This window comes from Aeromonas sp. MR16, from assembly GCF_022549315.1.
Taxonomy (GTDB): Bacteria; Pseudomonadota; Gammaproteobacteria; order Enterobacterales; family Aeromonadaceae; genus Aeromonas; species Aeromonas aquatica.
On the sequence record NZ_JAKZFK010000003.1, the window covers coordinates 1 to 15978 of the forward strand.

At 62.9% G+C, this 15978-nt stretch carries 14 protein-coding genes; 10 read left to right on the forward strand and 4 right to left on the reverse strand.

Annotated elements, in window-relative coordinates; translation table 11 throughout:
• Positions 1 to 577, reverse strand: a 577-nt coding sequence (locus MM194_RS03980; protein ID WP_241342734.1) for an IS1595 family transposase, incomplete at its 3' end; no start/stop codon positions are given.
• A gap of 113 nt (positions 578 to 690) precedes the next feature.
• Positions 691 to 2175, reverse strand: coding sequence for a L,D-transpeptidase family protein (locus tag MM194_RS03985; RefSeq protein WP_241342736.1), 1485 nt, complete (start codon positions 2173 to 2175; stop codon positions 691 to 693).
• A 504-nt stretch (positions 2176 to 2679) separates the two neighbouring features.
• On the opposite strand from MM194_RS03985, the gene MM194_RS03990 reads away from it, so the two are divergent.
• The 5 genes from MM194_RS03990 (at position 2680) to MM194_RS04010 (ending at position 8177) form a co-directional block, all read left to right on the forward strand.
• Entirely contained in the window at positions 2680 to 3225 is a 546-nt protein-coding gene (locus MM194_RS03990) for a hypothetical protein (protein ID WP_033128716.1), read from the forward strand.
• 56 nt (positions 3226 to 3281) lie between these two features.
• Positions 3282 to 4304, forward strand: coding sequence for a glycosyltransferase family 2 protein (locus MM194_RS03995; RefSeq protein WP_033128717.1), 1023 nt, complete (start codon positions 3282 to 3284; stop codon positions 4302 to 4304).
• A complete protein-coding gene (locus MM194_RS04000; protein WP_033128718.1) occupies positions 4301 to 4672 on the forward strand; it encodes a GtrA family protein in 372 nt (123 codons plus the stop codon). The genes MM194_RS03995 and MM194_RS04000 overlap by 4 nt, the downstream gene beginning before the upstream one ends.
• Complete coding sequence (locus tag MM194_RS04005) at positions 4672 to 5832, forward strand: membrane protein (RefSeq protein ID WP_033128719.1); 1161 nt, start codon at positions 4672 to 4674, stop codon at positions 5830 to 5832. The genes MM194_RS04000 and MM194_RS04005 overlap by 1 nt, the downstream gene beginning before the upstream one ends.
• A 221-nt stretch (positions 5833 to 6053) precedes the next feature.
• Entirely contained in the window at positions 6054 to 8177 is a 2124-nt protein-coding gene (locus MM194_RS04010) for an alpha-amylase (protein ID WP_241342737.1), read from the forward strand.
• Positions 8178 to 8257: 80 nt separating this feature from the next.
• Here MM194_RS04010 and MM194_RS04015 read toward each other — a convergent pair whose 3' ends face one another.
• Entirely contained in the window at positions 8258 to 8884 is a 627-nt protein-coding gene (locus MM194_RS04015) for a glutathione S-transferase N-terminal domain-containing protein (protein ID WP_241342739.1), read from the reverse strand.
• 159 nt (positions 8885 to 9043) lie between these two features.
• Between MM194_RS04015 and MM194_RS04020 the strand changes: the two genes are divergently transcribed.
• The 4 genes from MM194_RS04020 (at position 9044) to MM194_RS04035 (ending at position 12668) form a co-directional block, all read left to right on the forward strand.
• The gene (locus MM194_RS04020) at positions 9044 to 9688 is read left to right on the forward strand and encodes a response regulator transcription factor (protein ID WP_241342740.1); all 645 of its coding nucleotides are present in this window, start codon (positions 9044 to 9046) and stop codon (positions 9686 to 9688) included.
• Between the two features lie 200 nt (positions 9689 to 9888).
• Positions 9889 to 10470 carry a helix-turn-helix domain-containing protein gene (locus MM194_RS04025; RefSeq protein ID WP_033132609.1) on the forward strand — a complete coding sequence of 194 codons (582 nt, stop codon included), beginning with the start codon at positions 9889 to 9891 and terminating at the stop codon, positions 10468 to 10470.
• Positions 10471 to 10527: 57 nt separating this feature from the next.
• A complete protein-coding gene (locus MM194_RS04030) occupies positions 10528 to 11385 on the forward strand; it encodes an alpha/beta fold hydrolase (RefSeq protein ID WP_241342741.1) in 858 nt (285 codons plus the stop codon).
• 137 nt (positions 11386 to 11522) lie between these two features.
• The gene (locus MM194_RS04035) at positions 11523 to 12668 is read left to right on the forward strand and encodes a patatin-like phospholipase family protein (RefSeq protein ID WP_033132607.1); all 1146 of its coding nucleotides are present in this window, start codon (positions 11523 to 11525) and stop codon (positions 12666 to 12668) included.
• A 14-nt stretch (positions 12669 to 12682) separates the two neighbouring features.
• Here MM194_RS04035 and MM194_RS04040 read toward each other — a convergent pair whose 3' ends face one another.
• Complete coding sequence (locus tag MM194_RS04040) at positions 12683 to 14635, reverse strand: monovalent cation:proton antiporter family protein (RefSeq protein WP_241342742.1); 1953 nt, start codon at positions 14633 to 14635, stop codon at positions 12683 to 12685.
• Between the two features lie 383 nt (positions 14636 to 15018).
• On the opposite strand from MM194_RS04040, the gene MM194_RS04045 reads away from it, so the two are divergent.
• A complete protein-coding gene (locus MM194_RS04045) occupies positions 15019 to 15852 on the forward strand; it encodes a GGDEF domain-containing protein (protein ID WP_241342877.1) in 834 nt (277 codons plus the stop codon).
• Positions 15853 to 15978: the final 126 nt, after the last annotated feature.

Below are 15978 nucleotides of genomic sequence, written 5' to 3' on the forward strand. Positions count from 1 at the left end.
CTGCCCGGTCCTGCACCACCATCACCGGGATGTAGTCCGGCCCTGTACCGCGGGTGCGGCCTTTCCCACCCCGGTGACGGGCCGGTCGGGACAATCCGGACTGTCCTTTAAATGACTCCAGGAAGAAGGTTTCATCCACTTCGACAATGCCCTCTTCCCGCGTCGCCTGATGGTTCGCCATGGCCTTCAGGAAACGGTGACGCCACAAGAAGGCGGTGTTTTTGCAGACCCCGCAGCGACGCGCGGCTTGCCGGACGGTGAGCCCTTCGATAAGCGCCTGGGCGTAGTCCTCCCAGCATTGGGCCTTGCGCAGTCTGGCCATGGGCGTCTTGGTGAGCACTGAACTGGTGCGCAGGCACAGCTTGCAGCGATAACGGCGCAGACCTCGACTCCAGCCCCAAGGGGCCAATTGGGCGGCCTCGGCCTGACAGTGGGGGCAACATCGGCAAGCGGGGAGTTGAGCGGCCAGCGAGGTGATGGGATGGGGAGTTGTGAGTTCATGTTGTGCGAGACGACGCTGGCGCAAGGTGAGCAGTGGGAAGAGAGACAGCAGGTGTTGAAAGGCTTGAGTATCCATGATGGTGGCCTTCAGGGGGATGACCTATTTCAAGGTTAGCCTTTCAACACGTAATTGGGACAGCGCCATAGAAAAGCCCGGCATGGGCCGGGCTTTTCACTCTGTGGCGAGGATCACAACAAGCGGCTCTGGAAGCTAACTCGATCGAAGCCATAAATGTCGTTGCGCAGTTGCTGGCGCCCCTCTTCATCGATCCAGCTGCTCCAGTAGACGGTGAACACCGGGATAGGGCTGGTCAGCGGCAGCCACTTGGTCTGGGTCTCCTTCAGGATGTTGGCGACCTTGTCCGGCTGGTAGCGGGAATCCGCCAACAACAGCTCCGCCAGATCGTCCGCATGCTCGACCCGGATACAGCCCGAGCTGAAGGCGCGTGCCCCCTGCTCGAACAGCGCCTTGCGCGGCGTCGAGTGCAGGTAGATGGCGTCGTTGTTGGGCAGGTAGAACTTGTAACGACCCAGCGCATTATGATCGCCGGGCTTTTGCCGCAACCGGTACGGGAAGCCCGATGCCAACGCCTGGTGCCAGCCGTCTTCACTGAACTGCACCGGATTGCCCTCGCCGTCGATCACCTCGAACTGCTCCCGATCGAGGTAAGCCGGATCCCGCCCCAGCTTGGGCAGAATGTCCTTGCTCAGGATGGAACGCGGCACGTGCCAAGCCGGATTGAGCACGATGGAGCGGATCTCGCTGGCGAGGATGGGGGTAGCCCGCTGCTCCTTGCCGACGATGACCCGACTGGTGAAGACCTCGTTGCCGGACTCCACCACGCTCAGGCGGTAATCCGGGATGTTGACCAGCACATAGCGACCGGCCAGCTGATCTACCAGATCCCGGCGCCACAGATTGCGCAGCAGCAGGCTGGCGCGCACTTGCGGTCCGGTGTTGAGCCAGGAGCGGGTCTGACGGCCAATGATGCCATCGGCGGTCAGACCGTGGCGGCGCTGGAACTGCTTGATGGCGGCTTCGGTGTCCGCATCATAGATGACCTCCTCATCACTGCTCGGGGCACCGTCCCCCAACGCATTGAGGATGGCGCGGATCTGACCGAGCTCGGTCGAACTCTCGCCAGAGCGCAGGGTCGGTATGTCCAGATTGGGCCAGTGCTTGGCCATGGGCATGGCCAGCAGCTTGCGCACTTCCCCGCGCACCGCCTCATACTCGGCGACCTGTGGCCTGAGCTGTTTGACCTGATCCAGCAGATTGTCGCCAACCGGCTCGTGGGCCAGGGATTTGGTCAAGTCCAGCTTGAGGGTCTGCATCTGCTCACGGGCGACCAGATCCATGGCGCGCCAAGCCTGCTGAAAACGGGCCAGCTTGCCAAAGGCTTCATCGTAAAGCGCACCGCGCTTGTCAGTCGGGGTTTTCTGCAACTGTTGCCAGAGCCGGTAGAAATCCGGGTGCAACTGGGCGAGCACCGCCTCCTGCAACTGGCTCTCCAGCTCGTGGCGCGCCTGCTCCGCGGTGCTGCTCTGATACCAATCGTGCTGGACACTGGGGCTGGCCACCACGATTTGCCCTTCGCTAGCATGCGCCATGCCAGCCGGCCAGCAACCCAGCCAGATAAGATTCGCCAATGCCAACCAATACTTCTTACCCATGCTTACCTCAAAACGGTTCACTTCGGCCTGTCAGGCGCAACGGTCAGAAACCCATGATGCGTGAATGGCGTTGACTTTGCTAGCGTGCGGGCGCGTCACGGCGCCAGATAGGCGCCTGCTCGACTCCCTTGCCAGGGGCGCCGGCCATGGGCTGTCGGGAAAAAAACTGCCGGCTACCGCGCTCCCGACTCTCCTGACGACGGGATTCATCATTTTATAAGCTACTTTTGGTAAATGACGACAGATCCTGCCACAGCGATGTGCAATATCAGTCATTTGCCTGATAAGATCAGAGCCTCGCCACTCGCCGCTGCCGGTGTCCAGGCATGCGGATGCTTGTCGCCACACGAGGATCCGCAAGGTGCCAAAGGCATTTGGTGAGCAGGGATATTGGGGTTAATATCTGAGCAAATATATTTTTGTGATCTACTATGCTTTTTTTGCAATTGGATTAGCATATGCGCGAAATCTGCCTACCCATCCGTCAGGCGTCGAGTGAGTAATATGACCTACAAAAAGTTTGGTTTTCTGGCTGCCATCCTGGCACTGAGCGGTTTTTACCTCTACACCCTCTATCTGGCCGCTCACCCCAACGTGAGCCTGGCTTACAAGCTCTATTACCTGGAAGGCAAGACCCGCTTCTGGGAGCACAACTCCAGCATGACCTACCAACCGGGCAACGAACTCAACCTGACCAAACCGAGCCGCTTCCTCTCCAGCGAAGGCTGGGCCAAGAAGCCGAGCGCCGAGGGCACCGAACTCAGCGGCCAGGGTGGCCTCTATTTCGTGCTGCCCAAGCAGCAGGCGCAACCGGAACAGCTCACCATCCAGGCCAGGATCAACAGCCCGCAGGCAGGTACCCTGCTCAAGGTGGCCCTGGGTCATGACTTCACCACCACGGTCAAACTGGCCAAGGCGGGCATCAACGAGATCCGTCTCAGCCTGCCGGGCGAGTCCCTGACCGCCGATCCCAAGCGCCCCAACTTCCTGGCCTTGTCCGCCCCGACACCGCTCAACGTCCAGTCGGTGCGTCTGACCGTCGCCCAGTGAAGCTAAAAACGATAAGAATCTGTTTTATTAAATAATTCTTTAATAAGGAAGTTCCCATGTCCCGTGCCGATTTTCGACTCTCTCTGGTCGTCCCCGTTTATAACGAGGAAGAGAGCATTGACGCCTTCATCAGCGCGATAGATGACGAACTGGCCCCGCTCAAAGACCAGCTTGAAATCGTGTTCGTCAACGACGGCAGTCGCGACCGCACCCGCGAAGTGGTCGAGCAGGCCATCGCCCGCGATCCCCGCGTCACCCTGGTCAACCTGGCCCGCAACTTCGGCAAGGAAGCGGCCATGACCGCCGGCTTGCATCATGCCAGAGGCGATGCCATCGTCCCGATGGACGTGGATCTGCAAGATCCCCCCGCCCTCATCCTGGAATTCGTCAAGCTGTGGCAGACCGGTGACTACGACACCGTCTTCGGCATCCGGGTGGATCGCAGTGCCGACACCCCGATGAAGCGCCTGACCGCCGGTGGCTTCTATCGCTTCTTCAACGCCCTCTCCACCAGCACCAAGCTGCCGGAGAACGCCGGTGACTTCCGTCTGATCGATCGCAAGGTGGTCGAGGCGATCAAGCAGTTGCCTGAACGCAACCGCTTCATGAAAGGGCTGTTCGCTTGGGCGGGCTTCCGCGCCGTCGGCGTGCCCTACGAGCGCCCCGCTCGCCACGCAGGTGAGACCAAGTTCAACTACTGGAAGCTGTGGAACTTCGCCCTCGACGGCCTGCTCAGCTTCTCCAGCTGGCCGCTGCGGGTATGGAGTTACGTCGGGGTCGGCGTCTCCCTCATCGCCTTCCTCTATATCCTCAAGATCATCACCCAGGTGGTGTTCTTCGGCATAGACGTCCCAGGTTACGCCTCCCTGATGTCGGTGATGCTGTTCCTCGGCGGCATCCAGCTGCTCTCCCTTGGCATCATCGGCGAATACATAGGCCGCATGTTCGTCGAGGTGAAGCAGCGCCCCGTTTACCTCATCGAAGGGGTCTATGGCCAGTATGCCAAGCCGGCGGCCGACAAAGCTCCAGAGGCTGACAGCGCACAAGATGCAGACAAGCAGGAGCCGACGCCTCAATGATCTCCCGTGAGGAATTCTGGCGTCTGGTTCGCTTTGGTTTCGTCGGCGGGGGAGCTACCCTCGTCGATCTTGGCACCTCGTTCGCGCTGTTTCGCAGTTGGCCCACTATCTCGGAACACCTGGTCACCACCCTGGCATTCGCGGTGGCCTTCTGGTTCTCCTTCTTTGGTCATCGTTACATCACCTTCCAGAAGCAGGGAGCGGCCGGCAAGTTCCTGCTGGTGGCCCTCTTCTCCCTGGCGGTGCGTAACCTGCTATTGAGCGGCCTGCTGTTTGCGGGCCTCTCCGGCTTGCTGCCCGTGGTGATCGCCACCCTGACGGTGACCGTGCTCACCTATATCCTCTCTCGCGTCTGGGTATTTGCCTGATGAATGACATGACAATTCCGACTCCCGCCACCGCGGGCCCCTATCGTCCTTCCTTACGGATCAGCGGCCGCGATTGGCTGATGATCATCGCCGCCTTCGTGCTAAGCCGAGCCGCCCTCTACGGCATGGGCTACTTCGGCGTCCAGCTTTACGGCGTCCCCGGTATCGGCCCGCTGCAGGCGTACTGCCAGTTCGACTGCGTCTGGTTCCAGCGCATCATCGAGAACGGCTATGACCTCTATCCGCGCTGGCTCAGCAAGGGCAACGCGGCAAATTGGGCCTTTATGCCGCTGTACCCGATGATCTCGGGGGCACTCTCCAGCCTGCTCAACATCGAGAGCCTGATCGGCCTGATGCTGGTGGCCAACATCGCCTTCTTCCTCAGCCTGCCGCTGATGCTGCTGGTGCTGCGCCAACTCAAGCTGGGGGATGAGACCGCCCGCTTCGGGGTCTGGCTGCTGGCTTTCTCCCCCTTCTCCGCCTACTTCGTGTCCGGTTACACCGAGCCCATGTTCATGGCGCTGATGCTGGGTATGTTCCTGTTTGCTTATCGGGAACAGTGGCTGATGGTGGCCCTGTTCGGCGTCTTCATTTCGGGTACTCGCAACCTGGGGGTGATGATGGTCTTCCCGGTGCTGATCCTGGCGCTGCAGGCCTATGGCTGGCGCGAGTTCTTCCGCTTCACCGAACGGGCCTTCAAGGTAGTGTTCACCCTCTGGGTCATCCCGTTCGGCCTGTTCGCCTACATGGTCTATCTCTATCACCTCACCGGGGATGCGCTCGCCTTCAAGCACATCCAGGTCGCCTGGGGCCGCTACATGGACAGCCCGCTGGACTGGTGGCTGAGCGGCTTCGAGCTCGGCGGCCGCAAGGCCTACCTCTCCATCATGGTGATCTTCGGCTGGTGCCTGAACGGCTATCTGTTCAGCCAGAAGCGCTGGGCCGAAGCGACCCTGATGTTCATCTGCTGCACCATACCGCTGATGACAGGGCTCAATGCGATGCCGCGCTACATGTTCGGCCTCTACCCGACCCTCTTGGCCATCGTACTGCTGGCCCATCGCTGGCCTGCCATCCGCCCGGCCATCCTGTGTGTCAGCGGCATGGTTGCTTCCTTCATCGCGGTGGCCTTCGTCAACTTCAAGTTCTTCACCGTCTGACGAAGACCCCAATCCGACAATGCCGGTCCCATGACCGGCATTTTTTATGGGCCTCGCTCAGAGACCAGCACGGCAGGCGTCACACTTTGCGCCGCTTGAAAACGTAACCATTTGAACTGACCTCACAAATCGGAATTTTGCCGATCCATGTCCCCTCGCCATGCCCCCTAGAATGAGTGCCTTAACGGAACCCTGCTCACCCTCAGCTCAAGGAATGGCTTATGCCCCCCTCTGTTCGCCTCGATCGCAGCCTCTCGCCCCTGTGGCTCGCCGTACTGGCCACACCACTGTTTGTCGGCCAGGCACTGGCCGCACCGGCAGTCCACCTCTATGTGGATGGCAAGCCGGTGGCCGAGGCGCTGACGCTGGACAAGGGCACCATCAGCCTGACCCACACCTTAAGCAAGGGCAGCCACCAGATCCGCATCGGCGACGCCGACAACAGCTGCGGCACCAGCTTCGGCCCGAGCGAGACCAAGCCGCTCCCCTTCGGCACGGCCCAGCCCATGGACAACTGCGCCAAGGATCAGAACTTCACCCTGCGAGTGTTGCTGGCGGGGGACTATGAGTTCACCTTCAACCCTGATACCCCCAGCCTCAAGGTCCTTCGGGCGACCAAAAAGAGCGAGTTCAAACGCCAGCCTCCCGAGGAGCCCTGCATCGCCTGGGATGGTGGTCCCGTCACCGTGTCGCTCAAAGGGGTCTGGCCGGATGGCACCAGGCTGCGGGATGCCTACTCAAAACAGGAGGCCGTGGTCAAGGGCGGCAAGCTGACCCTGATACCGAGCGCTTCGAGCGGCGGCCTGCTGCTGCTCGAGCCCGTGGCGGCGGCGAAGGCTGAGCCCTTCAGCTGGGATCAGGCCAGCGTCTATTTCCTGCTGACCGACCGCTTCCACAACGGCGATCCCGGCAACGATCACAGCTTCGGCCGCCAGAAGGATGGTCAGGACGAGGTCGCCACCTGGCATGGCGGCGACTTCAAGGGGCTGACCGAGAAGCTCGACTACATCAAGTCCCTCGGCATGAATGCCATCTGGATCACCCCCATGGTGGAGCAGGTCCACGGCTTCATCGGCGGCGGTGAGCAGGGCAACTTCCCCTTCTACGCCTACCACGGCTACTGGGCACTGGACTTCACCAAGATAGACCCCAACTATGGCGACGAGGAAAGCCTCAAGACCCTGGTGGACGAGGCCCACAAGCGCGGCATGCGGATCATCCTGGACGTGGTGATGAACCATGCAGGTTACGCCACCCTGGCCGACTTGCAGGACCTGGGGCTCGAAACCCTGACCCAGAACACCGGCAAGCTGCCCCCTCGCTGGAACGACTGGCGCCCGAGCGGCGGCCTCAACTGGCATGGCTACAACCAGTTTATCGACTACCAGTCCCCGAACTGGGATCAGTGGTGGGGCCCCGACTGGATGCGCACCGGCCTGCCCGGTTATCCGCAGCCCGGCACCGACGACGTGACCGGCTCGGTGGCCGGGCTGCCGGACTTCCTGACCGAGTCCAGCAAGCCGGTGGGGCTGCCTCCCCTGCTCGCGGCGAAGAAAGACACCAGGGCCAAGGCGCTGCCCAATGCCACGGTCAGCGATTACCTGATCGCCTGGCACACCGACTGGGTACGCCGCTTCGGCATCGACGGCTTCCGGGCCGACACCGTCAAGCACCTGGAGCCGGCGGTGTGGGCCAGACTCAAGCAGGCGGGCACGGCGGCGCTCAAGGAGTGGAAGGCCGCCAACCCGAGCAAGGCCCTCGACGCCCTGCCGTTCTACATGGTGGGCGAGGTGTGGGATCACGGGGTGGCCAAGGATTTCTGGTATCGACACGGCTTCGATTCCCTGATCAACTTCGACTATCAGCGTGAGTTCGCCCTGCCCCAGGCCCAGTGCCTGGCCGGGGCAGAGCCGACCTACGCCAGCTATGCCAGCCGCATCAATCAGGATCCCGAGTTCAACGTGCTGAGCTACATCAGCTCCCACGACACCAAGCTGTTCTTCGGCGACTATCAGGATGTGCCGTTGCAACGCAGGGTAGCGAACAGCTTCATGCTGCTGCCGGGCGGCATCCAGCTCTACTACGGTGACGAGTCTGGCCGGGGGCTGGCCAAGGATGGGGGCGTGTTCGATCAAAGCGTGCGCAGCGACATGAACTGGCAGGAGCTGGGGAGCGGTGACAAGGCCGAGCTGGTCAAGCACTGGCAGCGCCTCGGTCAATTCAGGGCCGCCCACCCGGCGGTGGCGGCGGGCAGCCACCAAAAGCTGTCCGATGCCCCCTACGCCTTCGTGCGCGAGAAGGGGGCCGACAAGGTGGTGGTGGTCTTCGCCGGACGGCAGAAATGACCTAACAACTAGCCTGACAAGAAGACATAAAGGGGAGCCATCGGCTCCCCTCTCTCGTTTGACGGCAAGGTCAGCTGCGCTTATGCCGGTCGGCGGGCCTGCTCCGGCCACTGCAACCGCGCCTTGACCAGCGTCTCCTGCCACAGGGGCCAGGCCAGCAAGGCTTGCTGATAGACCCCCGCCTGACCGGGCAAGCCTATGCCGTAGCTCGCCAGCCGATAGGCCATCACTGCATAGAAGGCATCGAGGATCCCTGCTTCCTCAAAGTAGAAGGGCCCCCGAGCCTGGGACCAGAGCGTCTGCAGCCGGGCCAGCTCCCCCAGGGTCTCCACCGGGGGCTCGCTCTGGGTCGGCGCGCCGAGGAAGAAGGGCAGACGGCTGCGGATCTGGCCAAAACCCGAGTGCAGCTCGGCGCAGAGGCTGCGGGCCAGTGCCCGCTCGGCCCTATCCACCGGATAGAGGTGGCGCGCCGGGCACAGCTCGTGGAGATACTCGGCGATGGCGAGGGAGTCGTGGATCCGCAGCTCACCGTCATCGAGCCAGGGCACCAGCCCGGCTGGCGCCGTGCGCTTGAGCCGCGCCAACGCCTTGGCATCCTCCAGATCTAACACCTGCTCCTGCCACTCCAGCCCGCTCATGGCGAGCACCAGCGACGCCCGCATCGCCCAGGTGGAACCTGTGCCTACCGTCAATACCAAGGATCCCATTTATTGCCTCCTGCGTTGGGGTTGTTCATGACCCGGCATCGGCCCCGCGGGCACGACATCTCATGGTCGCCTCACATTTGCACACCTGCGAGTTTGACCCCCTTGGGGAGCAGTGCTAGTTTGATTTTTCAAAACAATCAGTTAGCAAAAATGTGAGCAATGGACAGCCAATTTACCATCGTCATCGCAGATGACCACCCCCTGTTTCGGGGCGCCCTCTATCAAGCGGTGCACATGGCCATCGACGAGGCCAGGCTGCTGGAGGCCGACTCCATCGACAGCCTGACCCACCTGCTCGCGGAGCACCCCGAAGTCGATCTGCTGCTGCTCGATCTCAAGATGCCGGGGGCCAACGGCTTCGAGGGGCTGGCCTATCTGCGCGGCCAGTACCCGGATTTGCCCATCGTAGTTGTCTCCGCCTCGGAAGATGCCGCCATCATCCAGCAGGTGCTGCGCCTCGGGGCCCTGGGCTTCATTCCCAAGTCGGTTCCCATGAAGGAGCTGGTCAGCGCCCTCAATACGGTGATCGGGGGGGATAACTGGGTACCGGAAGGGATCTCCCTTCACCCCGAGTCCGAGGATGGCCCCGATTTCGCCAGCAAGCTGGCCAGCCTCACCCCCCAGCAATACAAGGTGCTGATCATGTTGCGGGACGGCAGCCTCAACAAGCAGATCGCCTGGGAGCTCAATGTCTCAGAGGCCACCATCAAGGCGCATATCACCGCCATCTTCAGAAAACTCGGCGTCAAGAATCGTACCCAGGCGGTGATCGCATTGCAGCAGATGGGGATCAAGGACGATTGAGCCCGTGCTACCCGCGAGACCCAACATCACCACAGCCTTCCGTAAACCCGACGTAAAGAACCGTACCCAGGCTGTCATGGCCCTGCAGCAGATGGGCATCAAGAACGACTGAGCCAGACGGATGATCATCCTCTGGCTGTCATCCCTCGACAAATAGTACGGTCGTACTTTATGCTGCTGACAACATTGAGGAGCGCGTGATGAGCAAGGGCCGGTTGACCCGCGAGAACATTTTGCAGACGGCATTCGAGCAGGCCAGCCAGCAAGGGCTGGAGAGCCTGACCATCGGCTCCCTTGCCAGCGCATGCGAGATGTCCAAGAGCGGTCTGTTTGCTCATTTCCAGTCCCGCGACAACCTGCAGATCGCCGTGCTGACCTACTCCGCCGAGGTGTTCCGCGAGCGGGTGATCCAGCCGGTGCGCCAGCAGCAACACCAGACCCAGCAGGCGAAGCTGGTCGCCCTGCTCCAGGCCTGGCTGGCCTGGAACCAGAGCTTCTCCGGCCGCTGCATGTTCCTCGACGCCTGGACCTCGGCCCAGGAGGGGGAGGTCCAGCGAGCCGCCCGCCAGCTGGTGCGCTTCTGGCTCGACTACCTGGCCCGCCAGGTGATGCAGGGCCAGGCCCAGGGTGAGTGGCGCAGGGATCTCGATCCTTGGCGCGCCGTCTACCGGCTTTATGGCCTCTATCTGGGGGATCAGGTGTTCAATGCGCTGGATCTGTGTCAGGATCCGGCCCGCCACTTCTGGCCCGAGGTGGAAAATCTGCTGATGAGCTGGCACTAGTTTTTAAAAACCCGATAAAAAGCACGACCGTTCGCACATAAAAACGACAGGATGACCATGAGCAGCAAGATCTACTTCAACACCCGCCGTTTCAGCCCGAGCAAACTGTTGCTGGGGCTCGGCACCCGATTGCACCACGTGCTGGCCCCCGCCCACGCCAGGCGCACCGCCAGCAAGCTGTTGCTGACCCCGCAACGACCCAGCCGCGAGACAGACGCACCGGCCGGGCTGGTGCAGCAGGCGGTGCACACCCGCGAAGGGGCGCTGATGAGCTATCGGCTCGGTCAGGGCCCGGTCTGGCTGCTGATGCACGGCTGGTCCGGCAGCGCCAGCCAGTTCTACCCGCTGATGAGCCACATCGCCGCCCAGGGCTACACCGCGCTGGCCTACGATCATCCCGCCCACGGCCAGAGCGAGGGCCACACCGGTCATCTGCCCCGTTTCGTGCGCGCCTTCGACGAGCTGCTCGAGCGCTTTGGCCCCATCGAGGGGGTCATCACCCACAGCATGGGGGGCGCCGTCACCCTCGCCAGCCACCACCCTGCCCTCGACAAGTTGCCGCTGCTGCTCATCTCGCCGGTGCTCGACTACGTGCCCCAGCTCTACGGCATGGTGGCGCGCTCCGGCTACTCCATCCGGCTGTTCGATGCGGTGGTCAAAGAGATCGAGCGCGAATACCAGCATCCCCTCAGCACCGTGGATCCCCTCGGCCGGCTCGCGGATCGCGAAGGGCTTGCGCTGATCGTCCACGACGAGGAGGACAGGTTTGCCCCCCACCAGGATTCCCTGCGTGCAGCCCAGGACGGTCGCACCCGGCTGGTGAGCACCCGCGGACTCGGCCACGGGCGCATCCTCGCCAGCCCGCCGGTGTTCGCCGCCTTCGATCAGCTGATCCAGCCGCACCATCCGGCCTGAACCCACTCCCTGCTCCTATCGCAAATAGGCCGCCCCAAAAAATGATGGCGCGGCCCATTTTTATATTTGATACAGCGCCTTATAGTTAAATTGCGCGGTGGCAACCCGCCCTTGCAATCACAATAAGGCGCTCCATCATGGCCAGACCCAGCACAGCTCTTCTGTTGACCGGTGGCGGTGCTCGCGCCGCCTATCAGGTCGGCGTCCTCAAGGCGGTGGCCGAGCTCTACCCCCGCAACCTCGGCATCCCCTTTCCCATCCTGTGCGGCACCTCGGCCGGGGCGCTCAACATCACGGCGCTGGCCTGCTATGCCTCCTGCTTCCACCTGGGGGTACGCAAACTGGAGTGGGTCTGGCGCCGTTTCGAGACCCACCATATCTTCGACTTCCACCCCTGCCAGCTGCTGTGGCGCACCCTGTATCAGGGCTCGGCCGGCCTCATCAGCCCGGACAGCAACCGCGCCTTCCATCTGTTCGACAATGCCCCCCTGCGCCGCCTGCTGGATCAGCTCATCGACTATCACCGCATCGATGACAACATCCTCTACGGCAGCCTGGAGGCCATCGCCATCACCGCCTCCGACTATGACGATGGCCTCTCCACCACCTTCTTCCAGGGACGGGCCGAGCACCAGCCCTGGGAGCGGGCCAGACGGCGCGGCCTGCGCACCCTGCTCACCTCGGATCACCTGCTGGCCTCCTCGGCGCTACCCTTCGTCTTTCCGGCCACCCGCATCGGCGAGCGCTTCTACGGGGATGGATCCATCCACCAGCTGAGCCCCTTGAGCCCCGCCATCCACCTGGGGGCGGAGCGGATCCTGCTGGTGACCCTGGACTCGCCCCATCAGGGTGAGATGGCCCCTCGTCAGGGTCACCTGACCAGCTCCAACATCGCCGGGCACCTGCTCAATACCGTCTTCTCCGACACCCTCAACTCGGATCTGGAGCGGCTGGGCCGCATCAATCAGACCCTGTCCCTCATCCCTGAGCGGGAGCGCAATCGGCTCAAACTGCGCCAGGTGGAGACCTGCGTGATAAGGCCAAGCCAGGACCTGGATCTCATCGCCCTCGACTACCTGCACAAGTTGCCGACCCAGCTGCGCCGCCTGCTGCGGGTGCTGGGGGTGAACGGCCACGAGAGCAGCAGCCTGGCCAGCTTCCTGATGTTTCATCCGGGGTATTGCCAGCAGTTGATCAAGCTGGGGTATCAGGACGCGCTGAACGAGCGTCAGCGCATAGAGGAATTTCTGGGCATCGCCGAGCGGGTGCGCGAGGAGGCTTGAAGACAGGAGGGAGCCTAGTACCCCTCCAGCAGCCGCTGCTCGGCCTGCTCCATGGCCACCGCATTGCCAAACAGCACCAATCTGTCCCCCGCGGCCAGCCGCAGCTCGGGCCTGGCCTCGAGACTCTGCTCCCCGCGCTGAACCGCCTTGACGCGCACCTCCCCCAGCGGCAGCTCCCGCACCCGGCGCCCCACCGCCCAGGCCTGATCGTGCAAGAGCACGGGGTGCAACCGTTCGAGCTGTTGATCCGTCTCCAGATTGCTGGCGCTCTGATCCCCCCAGTAGAAGCCGTGCAGGAAGCGGTACTGGCTGCTGCGCTCGTGCTCCATGCGCCGGATCACCCGGCCGATGGGGATGTCGCAGTTGAGCAGCAGGTGGGACACCAGCATCAGGGCCCCCTCCTGGGATTCGGGGATCACCTCGAAGGCCCCGCCCTGCTTGTAGTGCTCGAGGAAGCTGTCATCCCGGGTGCGCACCAGCACCTTGACCCCGCTCGCCAGCTCCCGGACCAGCATCAGCATGGCGTCGACCCGCTTGGGATCGTCGAAGGTGATGATCACCAGCCGCGCCCGCATCAGGCCCGCCGCCAACAGGATGTCGCGCCGGCTGGCATCGCCGAACGCCACCTGCTCCCCTGCCAGCTTGGCCTCGCTCACCCGCTCGGGGTCGAGATCCAGCGCGAGAAAGGGCAGCGCCTCGAGTTTCAGGAAGCGGGCACAGGTCTGCCCGGTGCGACCGAAGCCGGCGATGATGACATGCTGGTATTTGCTCAGGCCCGACTGGGCGACTTCGGAGCGAGAGAGCAGCCCCGTGTCGGTGAGGGAGTGGGCCAGCCCCTGGGCCTGCTGCACCAACCAGGGGGTCAGGGCGATGGAGGTGACCCCGATGCCGATGAGCAAGGAGACCTGCTGCTGGCTGAGCAGGCCGTGGTGACTCGCCAGCGCCAGCAGCACGAAGCCGAACTCGCCGACCTGGCTCAGCATGATGCCGGCGGCCAGCGCATCGCGTTTGCGCTCCCCCATCAGCCGGCCCGCCAGCAGCACCAGCAGGGACTTGAACAGGATGAGTCCGAGCACACAGGCGATGACCTGCCACCAGAAACGCGCCACCAGCTGCCAGTCCATGGTCATGCCGATGGTGATGAAGAAGAGCCCCATCAGCACGTCCCGAAACGGCTTGATGTCGACCTCGAGCTGATGGCGATAGTGGGACTCCCCCAGCATCATGCCGGCCAGGAAGGCGCCGAGCGCCATGGAGAGCCCCATCCACTGGGTGAGGGAGGCGGCGAGCAGGGCCACCAGCAGGGCGCTGAGCACGAACAGTTCGTCGGATCGGGCCCGCGCCACCTCGTGAAACACCATGGGCAGCAGCCACTTGCCCACGGCGAGCAGGACGATCAGGGCGATCAGCCCCTTGAGGGAAGCCCAGGCAACCTCCGCCAGCAGGGCGCTGCCCTGCACCTCGGGCTGGGCCAGGATGGGGATCATCACCAGCAGCGGCACCACCGCCAGATCCTGAAACAGCAAGACGCTCACCCCGAGCTGGGCGCGCCGGGTGTGCATCTGCTTCAGCTCGCCGAGCTGCTTGATCACCACGGCGGTGGAGGAGAGCGCCAGGGTGCCCGCCACCACCAGCGCCTGGGGCAGGCTCAGCCCCCACCACCAGGCGAGCCAAAAGAATAACGAGGTGGTGAGCAGCACCTGCAGGCCGCCAACCCCCAGCACCAGCTTGCGCATGGAGAGCAGCCGTGGCAGCGAAAACTCGAGGCCGAGGGAGAACATCAGGAAGACGATCCCCAACTCCCCTATGGTCTGCATCATGGCCTGACCGGTGACGATGGCCACCCCGTGGGGGCCGAGCAACATGCCGGCGAACAGGTAGGCGAGGATCACCGGCTGACCGAGACGCCGGAAGATCGCCACCAACAGGACGGCGGCAAGCAGCAGGATCAATACGTCTGCATACACTTTCCCCTCCTCTTCATCTACCGGTGAAACACCCAACGACATAACGCGCTGCCACCCCCTTCACGCGACGCCATGTCCTCCTATCAAGCACTCGATACCTCTCTGCCTCTCGCCTCCCCGCGTCGAATGCTTCGCGTTAAAACAGGGACACGAGCCTCCTCCGGCGGGATAGCCGAGAGGGAAAAACCGGGCGCCATGACCCCCTTTCTCCTCTCTTTTTATTTCATTAAGCCTAGTTAGCCTCTTGTTTCTCATCGCGCATATTTTGGGCACAAGGATTGCAAGTGAAGGGGCAATGAGTGGAGAGGCTGAAGGGCTGCAACGTGGAAAACACATCGTCATTGAATGGCTTCGGGCATGGCATAGAGCAGTGGGTCCAGCAGATGGAGCGGCTCACGCCGCTGGTCAGCCAGGATCGCAACCTGTTGCTCGAGCAGTTGTTGGCACAACGGGATCTGGGCGCACTGCTGGCAATCTTTGCCGAGCGGGCGGCAAGCATTGTCCGGATCCAGTCACTCCATTTTGACGCCGGCCAGCCCCACGCCCTCATCTCTCACCCTCCCCAGGCCAGACAGGTGCTGCACAGCTACAGCTTCGAGCTGCGCGGTCAGCACGATCTGCGGCTCGGCCAGCTGCAATACGAGCTGGAGCAGCCAATGAGCAGCAGCCAGCAGCGGATCCTGCAGCAGTATCATCAGGTGCTCAGTCTGCCGCTGCCCCTCTATCTGCGCCTCGATGGGCTGGAGCAGCAGGTGCGGCTCGATCACCTGACCGGCCTCGGCAATCGCTCCTATTTCGACGAGGCCATCGGCCGCGCGGTAGAGCAGCACTGCCGGGAGTCCCATGGTCTGGTGCTGGTGTTGCTGGACTTGGACAGGTTCAAGCAGGTGAACGACACCTGGGGTCATCCGGTGGGGGATCTGGTGCTCAGCCGCTTCGCCCAGCTGCTCACCGGCTGCATCCGCAGCACGGATCAGGCGTTTCGCCTCGGGGGTGACGAGTTCGCCCTGCTGTTGCAACCGGCCGAGCCCGAGGCCTGGCGCCCGGTCTGGCTGCGGCTGCAACATGTGCTGCACAGCCACAAGGAGCTCAGCGCCTTCGCGGTGGGCTGCAGCCTGGGGGCCGCCAGCTGGCACTCGGGGCTGGACGTGCAGAGCCTGTACGAGTCGGCGGATGCCCACCTCTATGCCCGCAAGAAGGCCGGCCTAATAGACTGACGTCATGCCATCTCGGGGGGAGCGGATGCCCCTTTCTATGCTCGCAAGAAGGCCGGGATGATCGACTAAACCTCATTCCATATCGAAGGGCGTATCGTGCCGCCGGCGGATGCCTCTTTCTATGCC

Bases quoted from the DNA above. Each gene is read 5' to 3' on its own strand.
- MM194_RS04005 (WP_033128719.1), top strand. From the start codon at position 4,672: ATGAATGACATGACAATTCCGACTCCCGCCACCGCGGGCCCCTATCGT.
- MM194_RS04020 (WP_241342740.1), top strand. From the start codon at position 9,044: ATGGACAGCCAATTTACCATCGTCATCGCAGATGACCACCCCCTGTTT.
- MM194_RS04015 (WP_241342739.1), bottom strand. From the start codon at position 8,884: ATGGGATCCTTGGTATTGACGGTAGGCACAGGTTCCACCTGGGCGATG.
- MM194_RS03985 (WP_241342736.1), bottom strand. From the start codon at position 2,175: ATGGGTAAGAAGTATTGGTTGGCATTGGCGAATCTTATCTGGCTGGGT.
- MM194_RS04030 (WP_241342741.1), top strand. From the start codon at position 10,528: ATGAGCAGCAAGATCTACTTCAACACCCGCCGTTTCAGCCCGAGCAAA.
- MM194_RS04025 (WP_033132609.1), top strand. From the start codon at position 9,889: ATGAGCAAGGGCCGGTTGACCCGCGAGAACATTTTGCAGACGGCATTC.
- MM194_RS03990 (WP_033128716.1), top strand. From the start codon at position 2,680: ATGACCTACAAAAAGTTTGGTTTTCTGGCTGCCATCCTGGCACTGAGC.
- MM194_RS04000 (WP_033128718.1), top strand. From the start codon at position 4,301: ATGATCTCCCGTGAGGAATTCTGGCGTCTGGTTCGCTTTGGTTTCGTC.
- MM194_RS04010 (WP_241342737.1), top strand. From the start codon at position 6,054: ATGCCCCCCTCTGTTCGCCTCGATCGCAGCCTCTCGCCCCTGTGGCTC.
- MM194_RS04045 (WP_241342877.1), top strand. From the start codon at position 15,019: ATGGAGCGGCTCACGCCGCTGGTCAGCCAGGATCGCAACCTGTTGCTC.
- MM194_RS03995 (WP_033128717.1), top strand. From the start codon at position 3,282: ATGTCCCGTGCCGATTTTCGACTCTCTCTGGTCGTCCCCGTTTATAAC.
- MM194_RS04035 (WP_033132607.1), top strand. From the start codon at position 11,523: ATGGCCAGACCCAGCACAGCTCTTCTGTTGACCGGTGGCGGTGCTCGC.